Here is a 24,468-nt window from a genome sequence, read left to right as displayed (position 1 = left end):
GCTGGCTTACTATTAAAGAATATTTAATCTAAAATAAACTATGAGTTTAATTAAATCTATTTCAGGTATACGCGGTACTATTGGAGGTAAAACAGGTGATAATCTTACGCCAATAGATACAGTAAAATTTGCCGCTGCCTACGGAACCTGGTTAAAAAATAATTCAGAAAATGAAAAATTAAAGGTAGTTGTAGGTCGCGACGCCAGGATTTCTGGAAAAATGGTACAGGATTTAACAATGAATACCTTAACCGGTTTAGGGATAGATGTGATAGATATAGACCTATCAACCACACCGACGGTAGAAATTGCCGTGCCTTTAGAAAATGCGGATGGTGGAATTATCTTAACCGCCAGCCATAACCCAAAGCAATGGAATGCCCTCAAATTATTAAATAGTAAAGGTGAATTTTTGGATGGGGCAGAAGGGGCAAAAATTCTGGAATATGCAGAGCAGGATAATTTTGATTTTTCGGAAGTTGATGACCTCGGTATGATTACCAGGATAGATAATTATATGGATATTCACATAGAAGAGGTTTTGAAACTTAAACTTGTGGATGCTGAAAAGATAAGAAAGGCCGGTTTTAAAGTTGTGGTAGATGGAGTGAATTCTAGCGGCGGAATTGTAATTCCTGATCTTTTGAAGAAAATGGGCGTTGAGGTAGTAGAACTTTATTGCGAGCCAAACGGGCATTTTCCGCATAATCCGGAACCTTTAAAAGAACACCTTACCGATATTTGTGAATTAGTAAAAAAGGAAAAAGCCGATTTTGGGATCGTAGTAGATCCAGATGTAGATAGGCTTGCTTTTATTGATGAACACGGAGAAATGTTTGGAGAAGAATATACCCTTGTTGCATGTGCCGATTATGTGCTATCTAAAACTCCGGGAAATACTGTAAGTAATTTATCATCTTCAAGAGCGCTTAGTGATGTCACTAAAAAGCACGGCGGGGAATACAATGCCAGTGCGGTAGGTGAAGTTAATGTCGTACAGCTAATGAAAGATTCTAATGCGGTTATTGGTGGAGAGGGCAATGGCGGAATTATTTATCCCGAATCTCATTACGGACGTGATAGTCTGGTGGGAGTTGGATTGTTTTTAACCTATTTAGCCGAAAAAAACATTAGCGTTTCTGAATTAAGAAAAAAATATACAGCTTATTATATGAGCAAAAATAAAATTCAGTTGACTCCTGAAATTGATGTGGACGGAATTTTAAAAGCTATGGAGGAGAAATATAAAGATGAACAAATCTCTACAGTAGACGGGGTGAAAATAGATTTCCCTGAAAACTGGGTGCATTTGAGAAAATCGAATACCGAACCGATTATTAGAATTTATACCGAAGCAAAAAGTCAGGAAAAGGCAGATGAGCTGGCTGAAAATATGATTAAGGAAATTAAGAAAATTATAGCCTAACGTACCACAGCATTTTTGGGAATTTCTTTTCCAAGATGTTTCCAACGCTTGTGCGTCCAGAGATAAAGTTCTGGTTTTTCGCGAATCTGTTTTTCTAAATGCTGAATATAATCTAAGGTAATTTGATTGTTTTCAGTTTCAGCAGGATTATCAGAAATATTAATTAAAGAGGCTTTATAATGGCCTCTTTTTACTTTTTCTACGTGCAGGTAGAGTACTACCATATCAAATTCTTTAGCTATCCTTTCAGATCCTGTATAAAAAGGAACTTTTTTTCCCATAAAATCTGTCCAGAATTTATAACTGGCTGTTTTAGGAGATTGGTCGGCTATCATGGCATAAGCTCCACGCAGGCCGGCATTTTCATTTCGGCTAATGCGCATATTGGCTTTAGAGTTTTGGATAAGTTCGGCGCCAAATCGTCGTCTTATATCATTAATAAGTTTATCAAAACCGGGATTTCTAATTTTTTTGTAAATCCCAAAAGCGCTGTGTTTAAGTTCGTGGAGTTGTAAAGCAAAAAGCCATTCAAAACTGGCATAATGCCCACACATGAGCATAATACTTTTGTCGAGTTTTTCTATTCGTCTTATTTCTTCAATATTTGTATAAACAAAGCGTTTTTTAAGTTCTGCTTCAGAAATAGAAATACTTTTTATCATTTCTAGAAACATATCACACATATGTGAATAGAATTTCTTTCTAATCTTAATAATTTCTTCCGACGATTTTTCAGGAAAAACAAGTTTTAGATTATTTGTTACGGTTTTCTTTCTATAACCTATAAGGTGATAAACTAGAAAATAAACCACGTCTGAAACACGGTAAAAAAGAGGAAATGGAAGTACGGAAATAAGCCAAAGCAACGGATAAATCAACCAAAAAACTACAGCCTGCATAAAATAATTTTCAGCAAATATATGGTATATTTGGCACTAAATTAAAGCTACTATGGGAGAATTAAACCTGGTTACCCTTATAATAATTGGTGTAAATGTATTGGTTTCATTCAAAGGATTTAAAGACGACTCTTTTTTTCAGAAATATAAATTTAATATCGCCGATATAAACCGCGGTGCTAAATTTCAAATCCTAACTTCGGGATTTTTGCATGTAAATACTACCCACCTTTTGGTAAATATGCTAACGCTTTATTTTTTTGCCAATTCGGTGATCTTTTTTCTTGGAACCGTAGGGTTTATTTTAGTTTACCTCGCCAGTTTGGTTTTAGGAAATCTGCTATCATATTATTTTCATAAAAAAGATATGCATTATACGGCTGTGGGAGCAAGTGGTGCGGTAATGGGCGTACTGTATTCTGCAATTTTATTAAGGCCAGATATGATGCTGGGATTATTTTTTATTATTCCGGTGCCGGCTTATATTTTTGGAATAGGTTACTTGTTTTACACTATTTACGGAATGAAGCGCCAGTTAGGAAATATTGGTCATGATGCACATTTTGGTGGTGCGGTAGGCGGCTACTTGTTAACCTTGTTACTTGCCAGCTGGGTTTTTGAAGAGCATTTGCTAATGGTAATACTACTGGCACTTCCCATTGTTTTCTTATTTATTCTGCAAAAAATGGGAAAAATCTAATTTGGTATTCTTCTTGTATAAGAGATTTCAACAAATATAAATCACCTATGAAAAAAATAATCTTACTTTTTGCTGTAATTACCGGGCTGGGAATGCAGGCTCAAAATGAAAACAATAATCCGGGAATCTATGTTACCGGTGAGGGAATTGTAAAAGTATCCCCAGATAAGGTTACTATAAATTCTCAAATTGAACACGAAGGCCAAAGCGCTACCTCTGTTAAATCTCAAAACGATGAAGTGGTAGATAAAGTGATTAAATATTTAAAATCTGAAGGAATAGCTGAAAAAAACATCAATACTAATTATATCAATTTGAACAAACGATATAATTATAATGATAAAACATACACTTATGTAGCTAATCAGGCAATTTCAATTACCTTGGAAGATATCAGTAAATATGAATCTATTATGAAAGGTTTGCTGGAAAATGGCCTCAACGGAATAAACGGAATTGAATTCGAATCTTCAGATATTGAAAAGCATAAGGCTGAAGCCAGAAGAAAAGCCGTATTAAATGCAAAAGAAAAAGCTGAAGCATTAGCTGAACCTTTAGGGCAAAAAGTGGGAAACGCTTTTATGATTAGTGAAGGAAGTAGTAATAATAATCAACCCGTATACCGCGCTATGGAAATGAAAGCTTCTTCAGACCAGGCTTCAAACCAGGAAACTATTGCTCCCGGGGAAATGGAAGTGAGTATAAGTGTAAATGTAGCTTTTCAGCTACTTATGGAATAAGGAAATCGAGAAATTTATTCATAGAAAAAGCGCCAGGAAGGCGCTTTTTTATTTTATGGAAAAATGAGAATATCTAACCCTTATTAAGTAGTTCTCCAATTTTGTTATCTAAATCGTCGCCTCTAAGATTACGGGCTACAATAGTTCCTTCTTCATCTAAAACAAAAGCGGCAGGGATAGCTCTAATTCCGTAGAGTTGAGCAACGGGATCTTGCCAGAACTCAAGGTGAGAAACCTGGTGCCATGGCAAACCATCTTCTTCAATGGCCTTTATCCAACGATCCTTTTGGCCTGGACGGTCTAAAGAAACTCCAATAATACTTAGTCCATCGTCTTTGTACTTATTATAAGTTTTAACCAAATTAGGATTTTCTACACGACAAGGTTTACACCAGGCCGCCCAAAAATCGATTACCGTTACTTTTCCCATTGCGTCCTTTAAAGAAAGTTCGTCACCATCTGGAGTAGGCGCAGTAAAGTTAGGTGCTTTACTCCCAACTGCTACTTTATTATCTTTTTCAAGTTGTTGAGCAATTTGCTTTCCAATAGCGGTATTTCTTACTTCCTCTGAAAGTCCGTCAAACATTTCTTTAATTTCGTTTACGGGATACGATTTCATTCTAAGCATATCGCTAATCACCATTACAGAAACAAAAGAATCCGGGTTCTCTTTAACGATCTTTTTCTTAAAGACTTTATCGTTGTCTATAATTTCTTTTTCAGTTTCCTGAAGGGTAAGAAGTTTAGTGCTGTCTTTTTTCTGGAACGCAGAGCGCATTTCGGTACGACCTTTTGTTACCTGTTCATTTACGTTTTTTAGGTGACCTAAATATTCAGATAATAAACGATTCTCCTTTCCTCCACTTACTTCAGAAGCTCTTAAACTATCTTTATAAACTTTGAAATTTATTTCTTCATTTTCAGCAATAAAAATCACATTGCCCTGAAGTCCTTCAAATTCAAGAAAACTTAAATTTGGAGATTCTGGATCTTCCAGGTTCAATTCAAATTTTCCGTCTTCAAGTGTGGTAGAATCTATTCTTTTTGGTCTATTGGTGTTTTCGTCAATTTCAGAAACATAAACCATCTTTCCATTTTCCATTTCGGGAGCATTTCCAGAGATGAAATATCCTTTATCTTCCTGGCAGGAAGCAAATACGGCGGTAACAGCCAGCATTACTATTATTTTACGCATAAAAAATTGTTTTATTTGAGACAAAAATAAGCATCTGGCGTGGCAATACCTTCCTAATTTTATAAAAAATTGTTAATTTAAACTGTGTAAATTTGTAAGCCTTGCGGAATATGTAATTTTAACAGATATTACCTATTTATGAAAGAACAGAAAGAAAATTTACCTTTTGAGATTCAAATTAGTTTTCATAAAGTTGTTGAGCAGTATAAAAAACAGCTAGAGTGTGAAGAAAATAAAATTTCCCGAAATTATATACAAAGTATTCTTGAACACGTAGAATCTTTTCCCGCTTTAACCGATGGGATTAAAGATTTTAAAGAACTTAAAAAATACAAGGAGCCTGTAAGGGTCTTATTAGACGATCTTTTTCCTAATGTACTTACTAATAACGAAATTAAAGCTGCTTCAATACCATTTCAAAATTTCTTATTTAATAGATCTAAGCGTTTAAAAAAAATAATGGAGTCTACTCCTGATGATTTTGAACTCGAAATAAGAAATCTGGATAATAAAACGGTATATGTGCAGGAATGCATTAATATTTTAAATGATTATTACGGTTATAATATAGATTATTCCCGGCCTTTATATTTTGATATACCCGATAAACAGGGTATAGTTAGACGGTATCGAATTGCTTTAAACGGGGATTTTATTGATATCTATCCTAAGGAAAATGCTAAGAAAATTACTGATGAAGATGTAGATGAACTACTGCAAAATGTAGAGAATATAGATTTGTGGCACGAAAAATTCCCGCCAAATAGTTGGGTTTTTAAAGGTTTTACTATAGTAAACCTTACCGATGTCACTATGGATGACGCTATCTCTGAATTAAAAACAGCTTTACTTTTCGAAAAATCTTCAGAAAAAGATGAACTCCAGAAATTAGAGGAAATTTTTAGATCCATATACAAAATCCCAGATCTCAGGGTAGGTTTTACTATTTATAATCTGCAGGACGAAATGTTCGAAAAAATGGAATATAAAGAAGCCAGTAGTTATATTCTGAATGACGAATTGGTAGGTGAATGTAAAAAGGGAGTTTGTGAAGAAGGTTTTAATAATATTTTTAAAAATCATAGTTTTTTTAGTATTGCCAACGTAGATGAATACGCCAAAAAAACTGAAAATAATATCCTTTCGAGAAGATTAAAGGAAGGTGACGTTAAAAGTTGTATTCTGGCGCCGGTAGTAAAGAACAATCGTTTGTTAGGAGTTTTAGAATTGGTGGCCCGGAAAAAGAATCAGCTTAATAGTATTAATACTATTAAATTGGATGAAATCCTGCCTTATATCGCCACTGCGGTAGATAGAAATCGTAGCGATTTCGAAAATAGGGTGAAAGCTGTGATCCAGAGTGAATGCACTTCCATACACCCAAGTGTACTGTGGGTTTTTGAAAAAGAAGCCAAGAAGTATATAAGAGATTATGATGATGATGGTCTGGCTTCGTTCAAGGATATTGTTTTTAAAGACATTTATCCATTATATGGGCAAATAGATGTGGTGGCCTCTTCAGATGCTAGAAATGATGCAATTCAAAAAGATTTGCTTAATCAATTAAAGGAAATTCAGTCTATTATTGATAAGGCTTATGAGCTGGAAGAGCTTCCAATTTATGAGCAGGTTAAATTTAGAATTTCTGATTTTATTGATGAGCTGGAAAGCAGCCTGAATGCTTCCAGTGAGCAAAAGGTGTTTAACTTGCTTCAGAAGGAAGTGAATCCTATCATGAGCCATTTAAGTAAACAGTCTTCAGAATTAAAAAAGTTGGTTGAGGAATATAAAAATCAACTTAATCCCGAAACCGGAATAATCTACAATCATCGTAAAAAATACGATGAGACCGTGCAGCAAATTAACCGCACTATGTCCCGTTTCTTGGATAGAAAACAAATTGCAGCGCAAAAAATTTATCCGCATTATTTTGAACGTTACAAAACCGATGGGGTAGACCACAATATTTATATTGGCCCATCTATGGTAAAGGACCGTCCTTTTAATAAGGTGTATTTATATAATCTAAGGCTATGGCAATTGAGTACCATGTGCGAAATGGAAAACCGTTTTTACCAGTTGCAACAAACCACACCAATTAAACTTGATGCTGCTTCCTTAATCCTGGTCTATAACTCTACTATGTCTATTAGATACAGGATGGATGAAAAGAAATTTGATGTTGATGGCACCTATAATGCACGCTATGAAATTATTAAAAAACGAATAGATAAATCTTTTATTAAAGGAACAGAAGAGCGCATTACCCAAAAAGGCAAAATCGCAATTGTTTATAGCCAGCGTGGAGATGAAAAGGAATATTTGAGATACATCAAATACCTTCAAACCAAGAATTATTTGGGTGAGGATTTGGAGCTGCTGGAACTTGAGGATGTTCAGGGAGTAGTAGGGCTCAAAGCTATCCGAATAAACGTTTTATATACGCCAGATACCAATGAACCCGATAGATCTATTACCTATGAAAATTTAATGGAAGAATTACATTAGGTAAAAAGCACCTACAAAAGCAACTACCGAAACAATAATCCCTATCATAAACACCGTATAAGTAATTCTAAGAATTTTATACTTTCTATGCAAGACTTTTCCAAGCAGGTGAAGATCTAACATTAAAGATTCGTAGACATAGTCTTTATCTTTAATAATCTCTTTCATTCCCCACTTAAACTGTTCAAATGGCATTTTATGACTATTCCCAAAGAATAGAAGGTTTACTTCCCGGTTTTTCACCTGTTCTTTGGTGAATTCACCGCTGGTAACCTGCGGCCGGGTAGATAATACCGAAAGTATTATTGAGGCCACACTAAATAAAATTAGGATTAGTGTAGGTATCAACAAATGCTTATTACTGGCAGCATCTAATTTCGGAATCATATTGGCCAGCGCCAGGGAAATAATTATCGCATTTACCGAAAGTAGAATGTTGGCCTTGGTATCTGCAATATCACTTAATTTTATGTGGTTCCTAAGCGTTACCCTAAACAGCGTTTGAATACTCCGTTCAGGATTATCGTTTTTATAACGCGCTTTCATTCGCGCTTTAGCTTCTTCCTTTTTTAGTTTCTTTTCTTGCTTATTCTTATCTCCAATGAGATCCAGTAAGTTTTCTTCCTTTTTAGGTCCCCATTCCTGAATAGCATAATCGGTATAGAATTGATGTTTTTCAGTAAACATTCTTATATTCTCCTGAATCCATTCGCCGGTAGTAAAATTCTTAATATTATGGAGTTCTAATTCCTGCCTCAGAAGTTCGCTGGTTTCTTCAAAATAATCTTTTGCAAAATGAGATGAGTCGGCATCTTTTATAATTTTTTCAGGGAGACTTTCAGGTTTATAGTCAAATTTTGTTGCCTTAATATATTTTAGCACATCTTTAGTTAACTCTGGTGTCGCATTATTTCCCTTCAGAAAGTCTTCGGCAATTTTTGTGCTTTCTTCTTCGTGGCCCTTAAAAGTACGGGTGTAGCCGGTGTCGTGTAGCCACGCTGCAAGCAAGAGTGCCTCTTCTTGTTTAACATTAATTTCAGAATTGGCTATTAATTCTTTAGTACTTTTAACCACCCGTTCTGTATGCTTGTAATTATGGTATATATACGTGTTCGGTAATTTTTCCTTGAAAAGTTTCAAAACAAAATCATCTGCTTTTTCAATGAGATTATTCATATATTTTAGCTTGTTTTTGTTAGCCAAAGTACAAAAAATGTTCAATTCCCCTTATGAAAAAAACTAACATCTTTATATCACTAACTGCCCTGTTAGTGATTTTTTCGTGTGTCTCATCAGACCCTAAATACCGCGAAGGTGAACGTACTTCTAATTTTGGATATCCTACAGATAAAGAAATTGAAAAATCCTTCTACTTATTAGGTGATGGCGGTTATTCGCCCATTGGAGGAAGTTCTGAAGGTCTTATAGCTTTTAAAAGTTACCTGGATTCAGTAAAACAATCAGATAATTATACCATTTTCCTGGGTGATAATATTTATCCCGATGGAATGCCTAAAAAAGGTCATCCTGATAGAGAAGCTGCTGAGTATAGAATAGATGCCCAGTTAGATGCCATTGAAGATTACGATGGTAATGTGCTGTTTATTCCCGGTAATCACGATTGGTATAATGAACGTATTGATGGTTTAGAACGGGAAGAAGAATATTTAAAAGAAAAATTTGGAGAAGATCTAATATGGAGTCCAAAAACAGGTTGCGGCCTGGAAATTATGGATATTGGCGAAGATATTACGCTAATAGTAATAGACTCACAGTGGTATCTTGAAGACTGGGATAAAAGTCCTACGATAAACGACGATTGTGCCGAAATTAAAACCCGGGAAGCGATGTTTCTTGAAATAGAAACCGAATTTAAAAAAAGCCAGAACAAAAATATTATTGTAGCGCTTCACCATCCATTGTTTACCAATGGCATTCACGGTGGACAGTATAATTTTAACCGACACATTTATCCTTCACAAAAGAAAATTCCAGTACCAATTCTAGGCTCTTTGGCTACTTTAATTAGAACAACAGGTGGTGTTTCTATCCAGGATGCGCAAAACGAACGTTATAAATCTTTAGTAAAACGCCTGGAAACCTTAGGCCAAAAGTCGGACCGATTAATCTTTGTGAGCGGTCACGAACATTCCTTACAATACATAGAACACGGAAAAATAAAGCAAATTGTTTCGGGTTCAACTTCAAAGGCAACTTACGCTACTTTAAGTAACGATGGGGTTTTTGCTTATCCTGATCAAGGATTTGCAGTTTATGATGTGTTTAAAGACGGTTCATCCTGGGTTAGTTTTTATGGAAATAAAGAAAATAAACCAAAACTCTTATTTCAGAAAGAAATATTTGAAGCTCCTAGAAAATTTGATGTTTCTGAATTTCCACAGGAATTTGATGAGACAGTTACTACCTCGGTTTACCCGGAAGATGAAACCGATAAAGGATCGGTGCATAGAACAGTTTGGGGAGAGCGATACCGTGAACTTTACGGTACGGATATCACTTTAGAAGTGGCAGATCTGGATACTCTGTATGGAGGTTTAACGCCAATGAGGGCTGGCGGTGGTCATCAAACGATTTCTATTAGAATGAAAGATAGTTTAGATCGTGAATATAACTTTAGAAGACTTAAAAAGAAAGCAGTTCAATTTTTACAAACGGTAGCTTTTAAAAATACTCCTATTGAGACCCAATTAGAAAATACAGTAGCAGAAGATATTATTTCTGACTTTTATACTGCAGCGCATCCTTATGCATTTTTGGCTATCCCTACTATGGCTGATGCTATAGGAGTGCATCACACCAACCCCGAAATTTATTATTTACCAAAACAACCCAAATTAGGGAAATATAATGAAGAACACGGGGATGCAATTTATATGATAGAGGAGCGACCCGAAGATCACTGGTTGGGTGCAGAGAGTTTTGGTTCTCCAAACCATGACATACAAAGTACCGCTGGGATGTTTGACCGCTTACGCCGGGACGAAAAATACTCGTTAGATGAATCTGCTTATGTAAAAGCCAGGATATTTGACATGCTTATTGGCGATTGGGACAGGCATCAAGACCAATGGCGTTGGGCCGAAATTGAAGATGAAGAGGGTAATCGCGTTTTTGAACCAATTCCCCGAGATAGAGACCAGGTATTTTCTAATTTTGATGGCGCTTTTTTTGGAACGCTAAGAGCATTAACGGGCTTTGCCTCTCAATTTGCAGTTTACGGAGAAGATATTAATGATGTAGAATGGTTTAATGTTTCAGCAACCGGTTTAGATCGTTCTTTGCTTCAAAATGTAGGAAAAGAGACCTGGAGAGAGCAGGCTGAATTTATTCAGGAGAATATCACCGATGCGGTTATTGAGGAAGCATTTAAAAAACTTCCGCCTAAAACTTACGATGATACTACAAAAGAATTAATTGAAAAAGTAAAAGCAAGAAGGGATAATATTGTAGATATCGCGATGCGCTATTACGATCACTTTGCCGATCTGGCTATCGTTACGGGGACAGATAAGGATGATTTTGTAGATGTTACCCGAATGAAAGACGGAAAAACCCGAATTAAAATTAGTAGAAATAAAGGCGGTGAAAGAGCTGATGTTTTAAGTGATAAAATTTATCATAAAGAAGAGACTGATGAAATTTGGTTATATGCATTGGATGATGATGATCGAATTCAAGTAGAAGGAGAAGGTGACAATTATATTTTCTTAAGAATAATTGGTGGCCAGAATAATGATATTTATACCGTTAAGAATAATAACAGGCTTAAAATCTACGATCATAAATCTAAACCAAATACTATAGAAGAAGACGGTGGTGCTAAATTTAGACTTACCGATGATTATGAAATTAATACCTACGACAAGGATAAAAAGAACTTTACAACGGGAGCTATTTTACCCGGATTTGGATTTAACCCGGATGATGGTTTTAAAATAGGGCTTGAAGTTGTAAATACTATTAATGCATTTAAAAGAAATCCTTTTACCGCCCAACATACTTTTGGCGGAGGATATTATTTTGCAACTCAGGGTTTTGATCTTTATTACGAAGGTGAATTTGCCAACATCCTTGGAAATTATAATCTAAAAGTTGGTGCCGATTATGCCAGCCCAAATTTTGCCAGAAACTTTTTTGGCTACGGAAATCAAACTCCAAATTTTGATGATGAGTTGGATTTTGATTACAACCGTGTAAAAATAAGTCGCTTTGGAGTAAAAGCCGGATTTGAAAATGAAACGCCTTTTGGTAGTTTATTTAGATACATGGCCACTTTTGAAGGAAATAAGGTTGAAAAATCCGAAGGAAGGTTTATTACCGAAGAATTTGAAACAGAAGATCCTGATTTCTTTGACAGAAAATATTTTGTCGGGTTAGATGCCTTATATCGTTACGAAAGTTATGATAATAGGCTTAACCCAAGTAGAGGAATGAAGTTTGAACTGAATTTGGGAGGACAGCTTAATACCACAGATACCGATCAGGTTTATGGATATTTTAAACCCTACTGGGGTTTCTATAATGCTCTTACCACAAACCGAAAGCTGGTTCTTAAAACAAGAGTGCAGGCGCATTTAAATATGGGTGATGATTATGAGTTTTATCAGGCGGCACATTTAGGAGGAGAGACCGGATTGAGAGGGTATCGTTTGCAGCGTTTTGCCGGAAAAAATGCTTTTGCAACTGGAGCAGATCTTAGATATGGATTTGATCAATTTACTACCAGGTTTTTACCCTTACAAATTGGTGTTTTTGGTGGCTATGATTTAGGTAGGGTATGGGCCGATTTTGAAGACAGCAACCAATGGCACGATAGCTACGGAGTAGGATTTTGGGTAAATAGCGCTGAAGCCGTAAACGGAACCTTTAGCCTCTTTAGAAGTGACGATGGTTACCGATTCTCTTTTGGATTCGGTTTCCAGTTCTAAAATATTGTACAAAATAAGATCAAAAAAGCTGCCGTGAAATTTTTTCCAGCAGCTTTTTTTTGACTTTATTTTATTGAAATTAAAAGAATGGACCTTCAAAATTAGATAACATCATTTGAGCTTAAGAAAGATCCTTTCTGAAAGATAATTTGGGTGAGTTAAAAGATTATTTCTGAATGATGGTGATTCGGCTTAACAATACTGGTTCAGTAGGAGTTATGCCATAGAATTATAATACTTACTATTTCCAGCGCAACACCTGGAAGTTGTCAGTAAAACTAAATCAGAAATTTCGGAAGTAAAAAGTTGAAAATACAGAAACGGTCTTGACTACCATTCTCAACCTAACCATCCATTCAGACAGATTTAGCTGAGAATCCATTTCTTCGTGATATAATTTACGATTAAAACACTGAAGTAAATTCGGCTAATGGTCTGAAACAGCTCTAGAACTTTTCGGATCTTTTGAATTTAAGAATCTTTGGAGGTCTTTAATCCGGTTTTTTCATATTTAAAGTATTAGAGAAATCGATAGTTCGAATAGGGAATGGGATGTTGATACCATTCTTGTCGAAAGTTTTCTTGATTTCAATAATAGCGATGTCTTTGGCGATTAAAATATCCCGGTTCTTTTTAACATCAGTCCAGAAACGTACCACGAAATTAATAGAACTATCACCAAATTCGGTAAACATAAATTCTACCTGTTCGTTTCCACGGGAAGGGAAATGTTCAGAAATGGTTCCTATGGTTATTTCTTTGACCTTTTCAAGGTTTGAGGAGTAACCAACTCCGCAATTTAGCATCACCCGGGAGCGGTTAGTTCTGGAGAAATTTTTAAAAGGCTCTTCCACAATTTTAGAATTGGGAATTACCACGTAATTATTGTCGGCTTGTTTTACAACAATATTTCGAAGGTTAATTTCGGCCACTTCTCCGGCATAATTATTCGTTTCTATCCAATCCCCAATTTGAAGTTCAGGCAGAAAACTTAAGATAATTCCTGAAAAAGTATTGTTTAAGGTGCCTTGTAGCGCAAGACCTATAGCTAAACCAACAACACCTGCACCGGCAAGCACAGAAGTAAGTACCTTGTTGAGGTCTAGAATACCAAGGGCAATAAAAAAACCGAGAAGGATCACAATAGCCTTGATCACCTTCACGGTTATTTGTTTAACAGAATCTTGTTTAACCCGGCTTCCTAGTAGTTTATTCATTAACTGGCCAGTATATTTGGCCAGAAAAATAAATATTAAAAAGACTAAAACTGCCAAAAGGAAGTTTGGCAAATTCAATATTATTGAATCCAACCAACTTATCAGTTTATCACTAATTCCCTGAAAGGATTCCTTAAGGTTAAATTCTTCTTCCAATTCTTATTATTTACTGGATTTATGAGAATCTGTGGTTTTCATTTTCCAGGCATCTAACATCCAGCTTGTTTTTTCTAGTTCTCTAATATAAGCACCTATAAGATCTATAGTACCTTCATCACCTGCTTTATCTGCTGTTTCTACCACAGAGCGCATTTGTTTTAGCAAAGTACCGTGATCTTTTAATAGGGTTTCGATCATTTCATAATCGGTTAAATCTGCTTTAGATTCTTTAAGATTAGATTCTTTTAAATAATCTGTCAAATTACTAATTGGCGTATATCTTAGGGTAAGAATGCGTTCTGCAATCTCATCAACCTTTAATTTAGCATCATCATATAATTCTTCAAATTTTTCGTGTAGATCAAAGAAATTTTTTCCGATTACATTCCAGTGAAAATTCCTAAGTTTTTGATAGTATAAGTGATAATCTGCAAGAAGTACATTCAGTTCGCCTACAGTTTTACTTGTTTTTTCTTTATCGAGTCCTAAATAGCTCATAGTTTTAATTTATGGTTTTTAAAAATTCAATACAAAAATATAATAGTTTAAGGATTCAGCCAATAAAATTAACTGATTTAATAGAAGTTTAACGAAGCCTAATTTATTGGGCGGTTATCCTTTAAATCAAGCTTTTTCATCATTTCTTTAGAAACCTGGCCGCTAGAAATTCCATAGCCATCTACAAGAACTCCTTTGTAGTCTTTAGAAGTGGTTATAGCGTAAAGTATAGCATTATCATCTGGATTGCTCATTCCTTCAAAGCGAAGTACTTTATCCACCTCAAAATCTTCAACTCCAAAAGTTTCTTTTTTAGATTTAAGTTCTATTTCTTCATCTAAAAGATTGAAATCGTGTTCGTAACCTTCTTCCAGTTTTAATTTGTTTATCGCTTGAGAAAGCGTTCCGTAATCTTTCATTTTAAATTGTTTGACTGATTAATAGTGTTAAATTACGTTTACAGGCCCTGATATGCAAATAATGAAACCTGTTTAGGATAAGTTTAACTCCTTATGAAGCCTTATTTTTAAAGGCTTTAGCGGAATTAATTGCGTTGACTATAAAGGAAAAAATGCTTTTAATTATCATTCCCATTTTTATTATTTCCGAAGCTGAAAAGACCTAATGGAAAAACCAGTAAAAAAAAGAAGTACCATCCTGTTACCAAACCTACAATGGTGATAATAGCAGCAATTATATAAAGCCAGTAAGTTTTATGAAATTTCATAGATTGAAAGTTGAATTTTCGGTTTTAGGGATTTCGATATACATTTTTAATTTTTTTATTAAGCTTAATATCTTTGTAAAAAACTTTTGCAAAGGTGAAGTTTCTTAACTCACGAATTTATTGGATATTTGCAAATTAGCGATTTCGTTAAAATAAAATAAAGGAAAAGTATTCCATTATTAAGAATTCAGCAAAATGAAAAACAAAATTACTTTAAAGGAACTGGCGAAATTACTTAATGTTTCGGTATCTACGGTTTCTAAGGCTTTGCACGATAGCGCCGAAATTAGTCCTAAAACAGCAGAGCGGGTTAAAGAACTTGCCAAACTACACAATTACCGTCCAAACCCGGTAGCCGTTAATTTAAAGAGTAGTAAAAGCGGAACTATAGGAGTGATTATTCCCAATATTTCAAACACGTTTTTTGCTAATGTACTTTTAGGTATTGAAGCCAGGGCACAAAAATCTGGTTTACAGGTTATTACTTATATTTCGAATGAAAAATTAGACAGGGAACAACAAATTGCTGAAATGCTAACCTCTGGTTTTGTAGATGGGGTTCTTATTGCGATTTCAGAAGAAACGCAGCGTAAAAAGGAATATGAGCATCTTTTTAACCTTGTAGATTATGATATTCCGGTAGTGTTATATGATAGAATAAACTTGGATCTACCGGTAGATAAAATAGGCATAGACGATGAATACAGTCTGGAAGAAGCAACGCGTATGTTGCAAGCCCGTGGCATTAAAAAAATAGGGATTGCCACATCTATACATCATCTTGGTGTAGGTAAACTCAGGATTACTGGGTACAGAAATGCTTTAAAAAATGAAAACGATTTTTATATAGCGAATTCCTCGAAACCCGAAACCCTCAAAGAAAAAACACAAAAACTCCTGGTGGAGGATAAGGTTGAGGCAGTTCTTTGTACCGATTTTGTAAGTACAATGATGGTTTATAGATTAGCGTATGAGAATAAGATTAGTATACCAAAAGATTTAAAAGTAATTGGTTTTTTGAATGCAGATGTTGCTCACTTTCTAACACCGTCTATAAGTTATGTGGAGCAATTTCCAGAGGAAATAGGCGAAGAGGCTGTTGATTTGTTAGTGAATAGAATAGAAAATCGTATCGCTGGAAAGCAACCAATTAATAAAACGATTAATACTAAATTGATTCATTTAGAATCTACAGATTTTTAGGTTTTTATGATATAGAATCAAGTTTAGATACTATTTTAAAAGTGATCAGAAAAACTATCTTTGAAAGTCAATCTATATTTTCTAAATGAAATCTTCTAAAAGAAATATTCTTATTACCGGTGGCGCCGGATTTATTGGCTCGCATGTAGTTCGGCTTTTTGTAAATAAATATCCCGATTATCAGATATTCAATTTAGATGCATTAACCTACGCGGGCAATCTTGAAAACATAAAGGATATTGAGAACGCTGCAAATTATCATTTTTTAAAGGCCGATATTACTGATGCCGATCAAATGAAAGCCCTATTTCGGAAATATAAATTTGATAGCGTAATTCATCTTGCCGCGGAATCCCACGTAGATAGATCAATTTCCAACCCTAAAATATTTGTTGAAACCAATGTCACCGGCACCCTGAATTTAATGGAAGCCGCGTTAGGAATCTGGAAGGAAGATCTGCAGCATAAATTATTTTATCATATTAGTACCGATGAAGTTTACGGAACCTTAGGAGAAACAGGATTTTTTACCGAAACCACTTCCTATGCTCCAAATTCACCCTATTCAGCTTCCAAAGCGGCATCAGACCATTTTGTAAGAGCTTATGGAGAGACCTATAATTTGCCCTATGTGATCTCAAACTGTTCCAATAATTACGGCCCTAACCAATTTCCGGAAAAGCTTATTCCTTTATTTATCAATAATATAATAGAAAATAAAGCTTTGCCCGTTTATGGCGACGGAAAATACACACGTGATTGGTTATATGTACTGGATCATGCCAAAGCGATAGACCTGATCTTTCATAAAGGCAACAAAAAATCAACTTACAATGTAGGTGGGTTTAACGAGTGGCAGAATATTGATTTAATAAAGCTATTATGTGAGATAATGGACAAAAAATTGGATAAAAACGAAGGTGAATCTGAAACGCTTATCACTTTTATAAAAGACCGTCCGGGACACGACAAACGTTATGCAATTGATGCTGGTAAAATCAATAAGGAACTGGGCTGGGAACCCTCAGTGACTTTTGAGGAAGGTTTGGCAAAGACCATAGATTGGTATTTGGAGAATTCAGAATGGATAAAAGCTGTAGTTTCTGGAAGTTATCAGGAATATTATAAAAAGCAGTATACGTAATATGGATTGGATTGAGATTTTAGGTATACCAGGTGCTGGGAAGACTAGCTTATTAGAAAATCTAAAAAGTACTTCTATAAATAATCGTATTAAGCAAACCTGGTACCCTGAACAAACAGTTAGATGCGGAATAATTAAGAATATTAAGCAAGGTAATTTTGAATTAGCCAGCAAATTACTACAAGCTAAAATTTTTTCAAATCAAAAATTGAATAATAAAGAAAAATGGAAAGCACTAATTAGAGCGCACGAAGATGAGGTAGAAGCATTGGATCTACCAGAAGAATTCCGATATAAATTGATTTCTTTTTATTCTAATCTAATAACTAAAGTTTCACAATATTCAGATCTAGGCCTCTCCAAACCTGTATTCTTGGATGAAGGTATTATTCATAATAATTATTTCCGGAACAATGATTTACTTAGCTTTAAACGACATATGTTTTGCTTACCTAAATTGGTTTTCTATTTGGAAGCAGATGTTCTTGAGGTTGCTAAAGAATTAAAAAATTCCAATAGTTTTGAATCAAGAGGTATGGCTGGGTTTAAATTACTTTCCCTGAGCGAGACAGAAAGTTTATTACGGAAAATTGATTATCGAACTCAGGAAAAGATTATTTTTTTAGAGGAAAATAAAGTTCCGGTTATTAAATTAAACCGACAAAATTCTCAGCAAGAGAATGACTTAATTAGAATACACCAAAAAATAATCAAAGTATTAAAAAAGGGTCTATGAAAGGAATTATTCTAGCCGGGGGGACAGGATCACGCTTGTACCCACTAACAAAAAGTGTTTCAAAACAATTACTGGCGGTTTATGATAAACCAATGATTTACTATCCGTTATCAGTTTTAATGTTAGCAGGCATTAGGGAAATACTTATTATTTCTACCCCGGAAGATCTACATAATTTTCAAAAGCTACTGGGCGATGGAGAATCCTGGGGATTGGATTTATCTTATGCTGAACAACCTAAACCCAATGGCTTAGCAGAGGCATTTATAATTGGTGAAGATTTTATTAAAAATGATGATGTATGCCTGGTTTTAGGAGACAATATTTTCTACGGACAGGGCTTTAGCGGATTACTCGAGAAGGCGGTTAAAACCTGCAAAGAATTAGGGCAGGCTACTGTCTTCGGCTATTATGTAAAAGAACCTAAACGTTATGGGGTTGTAGATTTTGATGACACGGGTAATGCACTTAGTATCGAAGAAAAACCGGAGAAACCTAAAAGTCATTTTGCGGTGACCGGACTTTACTTTTACCCGAATTCAGTTATAGGAATAGCTAAACAATGCAAACCTAGTGCCCGGGGAGAACTGGAGATAACTAGTATTAACCAGGAATATTTAAGCCGAAGAGAATTAAAAGTTGAAATTATGGGTAGGGGTTATGCCTGGCTCGATACCGGTACACATGATTCAATGTTAGAAGCTTCTAATTTTGTGCAAACCATAGAAAAAAGACAGGGATTAAAAATCGCATGTCCAGAAGAGATCGCTTTTCGTAAAAAATATATCAATAAAGATCAATTACAAAAATTAGGTACTGATCTTGACAAAAGTGAATATGGAAAGTATTTACTGGATTTGGTCAAGTAGTTTGTTATTCAGGTAAACAAGTTTTAAGTTTTTTATTTCAAGTAAGTTATACAGTTCTCAGTACTCGTTTCCTTGTTTTTCGTTTAGGGTGCATTCAAAGGCACTTTAATTCCTGGAAACTGTAAAAACACGAATCCACGAATTAATTTGGTCAATAGTCAGTAGATTTTAGTCTTTAGATCTATTTGCTCAATCACTAATGACCGAATTAACGATTCACTATTAACACATTAACTAAAAAGAGCCCTATGTCTTTTCGTTTTGCAAACGAAAATCCTCTTTACTTTTGCCCTTAATTTTTAAGCCCCAACTAAAAAAAGATGCTTTTTAATTCTTTAGATTTTGCTATTTTCTTGCCGGTAGTATTTATTCTATACTGGTTTGTTTTTAATAATAACCTGAAATGGCAAAACCTCTTGGTTGCGGCAGCCAGTTATTTGTTTTATGGGTGGTGGGACTGGCGATTTTTATCGCTGATACTCTTTAGTACCTTAGTCGATTACTTTGTTGGGGTGAGTCTAGGTAGGACCGAAGCTCCCGGCCGCAGAAAAGTATTACTTTGGATAAGTATACTGGTTAATTTAGGTTTTCTTGGTTTTTTTAAATACTATAATTATTTTCTGGATAATTTTAAGTCGGCTTTTAGTATAGCGGGATATGAGCTAAACGCGAATTCACTGAACGTCATCCTCCCGGTGGGGATTAGTTTTTATACTTTCCAGACCCTGAGTTATACCATAGATGTATATAAAAACCGGCTGGAACCAGCTAAGGACTTTATTTCCTTTGCTGCATTTGTAAGCTTTTTTCCGCAGTTAGTAGCCGGACCTATAGAGCGGGCAACAAATTTACTCCCGCAATTCTATAAAAATAGAAAATTTGAATACAGCCAGGGCGTTGATGGAATGCGACAGATCCTATGGGGTTTGTTTAAAAAAGTTGTAATTGCCGATAACTGTGCGGTGTATGCTAACCATATTTTTGAAAATTCGGCGGATATGTCTGGCAGTACTCTGCTACTTGGGGCTATATTTTTTACTTTTCAGATTTATGGAGATTTTTCTGGATATTCAGATATTGCTATTGGAACAGCCAGATTGTTCGGTTTCAACTTAATGCAGAATTTTGCCTTCCCCTATTTTTCCCGGGATATTGCTGAATTTTGGAGACGATGGCATATTTCGCTTTCAACCTGGTTCAGGGATTATTTATATATTCCACTTGGAGGAAGCCGGGGAGGTACCTGGATGAAAGTAAGAAACACTTTTATAATTTTTATCGTGAGCGGTTTTTGGCACGGAGCTAACTGGACCTTTATAATTTGGGGAGCCTTAAACGCAGTTTATTTTTTACCATTATTACTTACAAAACGCAATCGCCAAAATATGGAGGTTGTGGCTCAAAACTCTTACCTGCCTTCTTTTAAGGAATTAGGGCAAATGTCCCTGACTTTTGGATTGACCGTAATAGCCTGGGTTTTTTTTAGAGCAGAGGATATAGGGCATGCTATAAGTTATTTAAATGGTATGTTTTCGAGATCTTTATTAAGTATACCTTATTATGAGGGAATTGGTTTTGCCATTAAAGTTATACCAATAATATTTATTTTTTTTATAATTGAATGGTTGGGTAGAAAAGACAGGTTTGCTTTAGAGGGGTTAAAAATATACAACTATCCAAAATTGAGTTGGGGCTTTTATATTTGCCTAGTTTGTTTGATAGGTTTATACATGTTTACTTTTGAAACTAATTTTATATACTTCCAATTTTAATAAATGAAAATTTTAATTAAATTTTTAAAAAAGATATTATTATTTATAGGGTTAATTATTCTTATCTACCCCATATCTATAATAATTTATGGAGAGCTGATTCCAAGCTATTTTCATAAAAATCTTTTTTACGAAAAATTTGCATATGGTTTTTCCTACACTAGATTTCAGGAAGTCAAGGAAACTAAAAATATAGATGTCTTATTTTTAGGTTCATCAAGATCTTATCGTCATTATGATCCAAGAATATTTAAGGAGGCAGGTTTTAATAGTTTTAATCTTGGTAGCAGTTCGCAAACTTTTCTCCAAACTGAAATACTTGTCGATAGGTATTTAGATTCCTTAAACCCAGATTATATTATATTGGATATATATCCAGGTATGTTCTCATCAAATGGTGTTGAATCTTCATTTGATTTGATTTCCAATGATTATAATAATTGGGGAACTTTAAAAATGGCTTTAGAATTAAAAAATTTGATGGTTTTAAATACCTTGATTTATGCTGTATATAAAGAGCATTTTACGAATTCTTTGAATGATAAAGAGGTTTCTGTGAAAGGTGAAAATGAATATATCCCTGGAGGTTATGTAAGAAGAGAAGTTACAACCAATAAAGAAAAAGGAAAACTTCAACAAAATTGGGAATTAAATGGAATACAATGGGAATCTTTTACAGCTATAATAGAAAAATTAAAAAAATCATCTGCAAAGATTTTGATAGTGCATTCACCTAGAAACAGTGGATTTAATTATATAAGTGGAGATAAATTGTTTAAATATTTACAAAATAACAATATACCTTATTATGATTATAAAGAATTAAAATTTATTAATGATTCTATTCATTTCTACGATACCTCACATATGAATCAAAATGGTGTTGAATTATATAATAAGTTTTTACTCGAAAAACACTTTTAAGATAAAATGTGTTTTTTTATCTAAACATTTAATTGTCGATAAAGGACCTTTCATATTTTAACCCCTGTAATCTTGTGATTTAAATACATTTTAACAGCGCTTCCCTTGTTAGGCTTCCTTAAAGCGAACTGTTTAAAAGTATAATATATTTTATATAATTTAAAACTCTATTAATTCGATAGACTAATAGTAAATATTATATTTGCGGAGTATCTATATATTGCCAAAAAGTAAAATGTATGAAAAAAGAAGTTCAGAATGAGATTCATCAGGATTTTCTTGTGGCATTAGAAGCCTCTATAAAGGCTGGTATAGAAATAATGAGGGTCTATGAAAATGGTGATTTTCAGGTAGAACTGAAAGAAGATGAATCGCCGGTAACCCTGGCAGATAAATCGGCAAATAGTATAATTAATGATTTTTTGAAGGCTACTGGAATTCCGATTATCAGTGAAGAAAACGAAGAAATTGGCTTTGCCGAAAGGGAAAAATGGAATAAATGCTGGATTGTAGATCCTTTAGACGGTACCAAGGAGTTTATTAAAAAAAGTGGTGAGTTTACGGTAAATATCGCACTTATAGAAAATAATAGACCGGTTTTCGGAGTGATTTATATTCCGGTCAGTAAAGAGCTTTATTATGGAGATGTAAATGTCGGAAGATCTTTCAAAGTAGTTGTAGAGAATGAAAGTCAATTAGAGGACTTGATAAATAATGCCGAAGAAATTTTTCCGGGTAGTGTTCAGAAGACTATAAATGTTGCCGGAAGTAGATCACATATCAATAAGGAAACCCTTGGTTTTATAGATGATATTAAAGAGAAATATGAGCAGGAGGTAAATGTTATTCCGAAGGGAAGTTCCCTTAAATTTTGCTTGATGGCAGAAGGTCTTATAGATGTTTATCCCCGTTTAGGCTCTACTATGGAATGGGATACCGCAGCCGGTCACGCAATTTGCAAAGCAGTAGGTTTAATAGTGATCGATAAAGGAACCGGAAAGGAAATGCTTTATAATAGAAAGAAATTGTTGAATAACTCGTTTGTGGTTTCCAACCTGGAGTAACCTTGATTAGGGTAAATCCAGATATAGGGAATTGTATTAAAATATTAACTATCAAACAGGCAGTTTGAAACCTTAGTGAGCAAGTGAAAACAGGTTCATTGGAAGTTGTGATAAAAATGGCTTTATATTATCTTCACGAAAGAATAGGTTCTAAATGTGATCTGATTGCAAGATCATAAGAAGATAATTAGCGTTTTTACGCTATAAAAGTTAGAGAGTATAGTATGAATAATATCACAACATTTAATTTTTCACTGGGGAGAGAGGAGCGTAACCAATTGAATGCACATAATTCATTTGTGTTATGGTTTACCGGGCTATCAGGTTCGGGAAAATCTACCCTTGCTAATATGGTAGAAAAATTACTTTTTGAACAGAAAGTCAGGACTTTTGTATTAGATGGCGATAGTTTAAGAAAGGGACTAAATAAAGATCTGAATTTTAGTGCTAAAGAAAGGGAAGAAAATCTTAGGGTAGCTGCTGAAGTTTCTAAACTTTTGGTTTCATCTGGCGCAGTTGTATTGGCTTCTTTTATTTCCCCTCAACAAGCCAATAGAGATATGGTAAAAAAAATTATTGGGAAAGATGATTTTGTTGAAATCTTTGTAAACACGAGTTTAGAAACTTGTGAAGAGCGGGATGTAAAGGGTTTGTATAAAAAAGCAAGAGCAAGAGAAATTAAGAATTTTACGGGAATTGATTCGCCATACGAACAACCGGTAAATCCTGATATTGAAATAAACACCGAAAAAGAAAATTTGGAAGAAGCAGCGAATAGAATTTTAAAAGTGCTTCAAAAGAAACTTGAATTAAAGTAAAATGAGCAAGTATTATTTAAATTATTTAGACGAATTAGAATCGGAAGCGATTTATATTTTACGGGAAGTCTGGGCACAGTTTGAGAATCCGGTAATCCTGTTTTCGGGAGGAAAAGATTCTATTTTGGTGACGCATTTAGCTAAAAAAGCTTTTTATCCAAGCAAAATCCCCTTTGCATTAATGCATGTTGATACCGGGCATAATTTCCCGGAAACCATCCAGTTCCGAAACGATTTGGTTGAAAAGCTTGGCGTAAAGTTAATTGTAGGTTCAGTACAGGACTCCATAGACAATGGTCGTGTTGCAGAGGAAAAGGGTAAAAATGCAACCCGAAATGCCCTTCAAATCACCACCTTGCTTGATGCGATTGAAACTAATAAAGTAGACTGTGCCATTGGAGGCGGAAGGCGCGATGAAGAAAAAGCACGCGCCAAAGAGCGTTTCTTTAGTCATCGTGACGATTTTGGACAGTGGGATCCTAAAAACCAGCGACCAGAACTGTGGAACCTTTTAAATGGAAAACATTTTGAGGGCGAGCATTTCAGAGCATTTCCTATTAGTAACTGGACCGAGATGGATGTTTGGAACTATATAAAAAGAGAAAACATAAGTATTCCTTCTTTATATTTTGCACACGAGCGGGAAGTGGTTTTTAGAAGTAATTCCTGGATTCCGGTTTCTGAATATTTAAAGCTTGAAGAAGGAGAGCAGGTAGAAAAGAAAAAAATTAGGTTTAGAACGCTTGGTGATATCACCATTACCGGCGGAATAGAATCTGATGCAGATACGCTGGAAAAAATCGTTCAGGAAGTAGCCGCAATGCGCAAGACCGAAAGAGGAGATCGCTCTGATGATAAGAGGAGTGAAACGGCGATGGAGGATAGAAAAAAACAAGGATACTTTTAAATAGACCGCCGCG

At 34.8% G+C, this 24,468-nt stretch carries 22 protein-coding genes; 15 read left to right on the top strand and 7 right to left on the bottom strand.

What is annotated here, in order from left to right; genetic code table 11:
• Positions 1-40 precede the first annotated feature (40 nt).
• Positions 41-1,426, top strand: a complete 1,386-nt coding sequence (glmM, locus tag LB465_RS12120) for a phosphoglucosamine mutase (protein WP_224470130.1) — start codon at positions 41-43, stop codon at positions 1,424-1,426.
• Here glmM and LB465_RS12115 read toward each other — a convergent pair.
• Positions 1,423-2,325, bottom strand: coding sequence for a lysophospholipid acyltransferase family protein (locus tag LB465_RS12115; RefSeq protein ID WP_224470129.1), 903 nt, complete (start codon positions 2,323-2,325; stop codon positions 1,423-1,425). The two genes, glmM and LB465_RS12115, sit on opposite strands and share 4 nt — an antisense overlap.
• A 52-nt stretch (positions 2,326-2,377) precedes the next feature.
• Here LB465_RS12115 and LB465_RS12110 point away from each other — a divergent pair, with 52 nt between their 5' ends.
• On the top strand, positions 2,378-3,025 hold the full coding sequence (locus tag LB465_RS12110; RefSeq protein ID WP_224470128.1) for a rhomboid family intramembrane serine protease: 648 nt from the start codon (positions 2,378-2,380) through the stop codon (positions 3,023-3,025).
• Between the two features lie 47 nt (positions 3,026-3,072).
• Positions 3,073-3,765, top strand: coding sequence for an SIMPL domain-containing protein (locus LB465_RS12105; protein ID WP_224470127.1), 693 nt, complete (start codon positions 3,073-3,075; stop codon positions 3,763-3,765).
• Between the two features lie 73 nt (positions 3,766-3,838).
• Here the strand turns inward: LB465_RS12105 and LB465_RS12100 are convergent, their stop codons facing one another.
• Positions 3,839-4,960: a TlpA disulfide reductase family protein gene (locus LB465_RS12100; protein WP_224470126.1), complete on the bottom strand. Its 1,122-nt coding sequence runs from the start codon at positions 4,958-4,960 to the stop codon at positions 3,839-3,841.
• A gap of 138 nt (positions 4,961-5,098) precedes the next feature.
• Between LB465_RS12100 and LB465_RS12095 the strand changes: the two genes are divergently transcribed.
• Positions 5,099-7,468, top strand: coding sequence for a GAF domain-containing protein (locus LB465_RS12095; protein WP_224470125.1), 2,370 nt, complete (start codon positions 5,099-5,101; stop codon positions 7,466-7,468).
• Here the strand turns inward: LB465_RS12095 and LB465_RS12090 are convergent.
• Positions 7,460-8,644: a Pycsar system effector family protein gene (locus LB465_RS12090; protein WP_224470124.1), complete on the bottom strand. Its 1,185-nt coding sequence runs from the start codon at positions 8,642-8,644 to the stop codon at positions 7,460-7,462. The two genes, LB465_RS12095 and LB465_RS12090, sit on opposite strands and share 9 nt — an antisense overlap.
• Positions 8,645-8,697: 53 nt before the next feature.
• Here LB465_RS12090 and LB465_RS12085 point away from each other — a divergent pair, with 53 nt between their 5' ends.
• A complete protein-coding gene (locus LB465_RS12085; protein WP_224470123.1) occupies positions 8,698-12,417 on the top strand; it encodes a metallophosphoesterase in 3,720 nt (1,239 codons plus the stop codon).
• 491 nt (positions 12,418-12,908) lie between these two features.
• Here the strand turns inward: LB465_RS12085 and LB465_RS12080 are convergent, their stop codons facing one another.
• The 4 genes from LB465_RS12080 to LB465_RS12065 form a co-directional block, all read right to left on the bottom strand.
• Positions 12,909-13,727, bottom strand: a complete 819-nt coding sequence (locus LB465_RS12080) for a mechanosensitive ion channel family protein (protein WP_394370934.1) — start codon at positions 13,725-13,727, stop codon at positions 12,909-12,911.
• A 69-nt stretch (positions 13,728-13,796) separates the two neighbouring features.
• Positions 13,797-14,291 carry a Dps family protein gene (locus LB465_RS12075; RefSeq protein ID WP_224470121.1) on the bottom strand — a complete coding sequence of 165 codons (495 nt, stop codon included), beginning with the start codon at positions 14,289-14,291 and terminating at the stop codon, positions 13,797-13,799.
• 98 nt (positions 14,292-14,389) lie between these two features.
• On the bottom strand, positions 14,390-14,710 hold the full coding sequence (locus tag LB465_RS12070; protein ID WP_224470120.1) for a phosphoribosylpyrophosphate synthetase: 321 nt from the start codon (positions 14,708-14,710) through the stop codon (positions 14,390-14,392).
• Between the two features lie 158 nt (positions 14,711-14,868).
• Positions 14,869-15,018 (bottom strand): hypothetical protein, encoded by a 150-nt coding sequence (locus LB465_RS12065; RefSeq protein WP_224470119.1) that lies wholly within the window; start codon positions 15,016-15,018, stop codon positions 14,869-14,871.
• A 195-nt stretch (positions 15,019-15,213) separates the two neighbouring features.
• Here LB465_RS12065 and LB465_RS12060 point away from each other — a divergent pair, with 195 nt between their 5' ends.
• The 10 genes from LB465_RS12060 (at position 15,214) to cysD (ending at position 24,455) form a co-directional block, all read left to right on the top strand.
• Positions 15,214-16,221 (top strand): LacI family DNA-binding transcriptional regulator, encoded by a 1,008-nt coding sequence (locus tag LB465_RS12060; RefSeq protein WP_224470118.1) that lies wholly within the window; start codon positions 15,214-15,216, stop codon positions 16,219-16,221.
• Between the two features lie 85 nt (positions 16,222-16,306).
• Positions 16,307-17,365, top strand: coding sequence for a dTDP-glucose 4,6-dehydratase (rfbB, locus tag LB465_RS12055; RefSeq protein ID WP_224470117.1), 1,059 nt, complete (start codon positions 16,307-16,309; stop codon positions 17,363-17,365).
• Position 17,366: 1 nt separating this feature from the next.
• Positions 17,367-18,101, top strand: coding sequence for a hypothetical protein (locus LB465_RS12050; RefSeq protein ID WP_224470116.1), 735 nt, complete (start codon positions 17,367-17,369; stop codon positions 18,099-18,101).
• Positions 18,098-18,970 (top strand): glucose-1-phosphate thymidylyltransferase RfbA, encoded by an 873-nt coding sequence (gene rfbA / locus LB465_RS12045; protein ID WP_224470115.1) that lies wholly within the window; start codon positions 18,098-18,100, stop codon positions 18,968-18,970. Before LB465_RS12050 ends, rfbA begins: the two co-directional genes overlap by 4 nt.
• Before the next feature lie 320 nt (positions 18,971-19,290).
• Positions 19,291-20,742, top strand: a complete 1,452-nt coding sequence (locus LB465_RS12040) for an MBOAT family O-acyltransferase (protein ID WP_224470114.1) — start codon at positions 19,291-19,293, stop codon at positions 20,740-20,742.
• Positions 20,743-20,745: 3 nt separating this feature from the next.
• Complete coding sequence (locus LB465_RS12035; RefSeq protein WP_224470113.1) at positions 20,746-21,666, top strand: DUF1574 domain-containing protein; 921 nt, start codon at positions 20,746-20,748, stop codon at positions 21,664-21,666.
• Positions 21,667-21,905: 239 nt separating this feature from the next.
• Positions 21,906-22,730, top strand: coding sequence for a 3'(2'),5'-bisphosphate nucleotidase CysQ (gene cysQ, locus LB465_RS12030; RefSeq protein ID WP_224470112.1), 825 nt, complete (start codon positions 21,906-21,908; stop codon positions 22,728-22,730).
• An 83-nt stretch (positions 22,731-22,813) separates the two neighbouring features.
• Complete coding sequence (locus LB465_RS18500) at positions 22,814-22,909, top strand: DUF2061 domain-containing protein (protein ID WP_224470111.1); 96 nt, start codon at positions 22,814-22,816, stop codon at positions 22,907-22,909.
• Positions 22,910-22,954: 45 nt separating this feature from the next.
• Entirely contained in the window at positions 22,955-23,548 is a 594-nt protein-coding gene (gene cysC / locus LB465_RS12020) for an adenylyl-sulfate kinase (RefSeq protein ID WP_224470110.1), read from the top strand.
• A 1-nt stretch (position 23,549) separates the two neighbouring features.
• The gene (gene cysD / locus LB465_RS12015) at positions 23,550-24,455 is read left to right on the top strand and encodes a sulfate adenylyltransferase subunit CysD (RefSeq protein WP_224470109.1); all 906 of its coding nucleotides are present in this window, start codon (positions 23,550-23,552) and stop codon (positions 24,453-24,455) included.
• Positions 24,456-24,468: the final 13 nt, after the last annotated feature.

The organism is Salegentibacter lacus (assembly GCF_020164555.1).
Lineage (GTDB): Bacteria > Bacteroidota > Bacteroidia > Flavobacteriales > Flavobacteriaceae > Salegentibacter > Salegentibacter lacus.
Note: the sequence above shows the minus strand (reverse complement) of the source record. Positions and strands in the feature narration are given on the sequence as shown.

Coding starts and splice junctions, on each gene's coding strand:
- LB465_RS12060 (WP_224470118.1), top strand. CDS start 15,214: ATGAAAAACAAAATTACTTTAAAGGAACTGGCGAAATTACTTAATGTT.
- LB465_RS12100 (WP_224470126.1), bottom strand. CDS start 4,960: ATGCGTAAAATAATAGTAATGCTGGCTGTTACCGCCGTATTTGCTTCC.
- LB465_RS12065 (WP_224470119.1), bottom strand. CDS start 15,018: ATGAAATTTCATAAAACTTACTGGCTTTATATAATTGCTGCTATTATC.
- LB465_RS12090 (WP_224470124.1), bottom strand. CDS start 8,644: ATGAATAATCTCATTGAAAAAGCAGATGATTTTGTTTTGAAACTTTTC.
- LB465_RS12035 (WP_224470113.1), top strand. CDS start 20,746: ATGAAAATTTTAATTAAATTTTTAAAAAAGATATTATTATTTATAGGG.
- glmM (WP_224470130.1), top strand. CDS start 41: ATGAGTTTAATTAAATCTATTTCAGGTATACGCGGTACTATTGGAGGT.
- LB465_RS12115 (WP_224470129.1), bottom strand. CDS start 2,325: ATGCAGGCTGTAGTTTTTTGGTTGATTTATCCGTTGCTTTGGCTTATT.
- LB465_RS12040 (WP_224470114.1), top strand. CDS start 19,291: ATGCTTTTTAATTCTTTAGATTTTGCTATTTTCTTGCCGGTAGTATTT.
- LB465_RS12110 (WP_224470128.1), top strand. CDS start 2,378: ATGGGAGAATTAAACCTGGTTACCCTTATAATAATTGGTGTAAATGTA.
- LB465_RS12075 (WP_224470121.1), bottom strand. CDS start 14,291: ATGAGCTATTTAGGACTCGATAAAGAAAAAACAAGTAAAACTGTAGGC.
- LB465_RS12085 (WP_224470123.1), top strand. CDS start 8,698: ATGAAAAAAACTAACATCTTTATATCACTAACTGCCCTGTTAGTGATT.
- rfbB (WP_224470117.1), top strand. CDS start 16,307: ATGAAATCTTCTAAAAGAAATATTCTTATTACCGGTGGCGCCGGATTT.
- LB465_RS12105 (WP_224470127.1), top strand. CDS start 3,073: ATGAAAAAAATAATCTTACTTTTTGCTGTAATTACCGGGCTGGGAATG.
- LB465_RS12050 (WP_224470116.1), top strand. CDS start 17,367: ATGGATTGGATTGAGATTTTAGGTATACCAGGTGCTGGGAAGACTAGC.
- cysC (WP_224470110.1), top strand. CDS start 22,955: ATGAATAATATCACAACATTTAATTTTTCACTGGGGAGAGAGGAGCGT.
- cysD (WP_224470109.1), top strand. CDS start 23,550: ATGAGCAAGTATTATTTAAATTATTTAGACGAATTAGAATCGGAAGCG.
- rfbA (WP_224470115.1), top strand. CDS start 18,098: ATGAAAGGAATTATTCTAGCCGGGGGGACAGGATCACGCTTGTACCCA.
- cysQ (WP_224470112.1), top strand. CDS start 21,906: ATGAAAAAAGAAGTTCAGAATGAGATTCATCAGGATTTTCTTGTGGCA.
- LB465_RS12095 (WP_224470125.1), top strand. CDS start 5,099: ATGAAAGAACAGAAAGAAAATTTACCTTTTGAGATTCAAATTAGTTTT.
- LB465_RS12070 (WP_224470120.1), bottom strand. CDS start 14,710: ATGAAAGATTACGGAACGCTTTCTCAAGCGATAAACAAATTAAAACTG.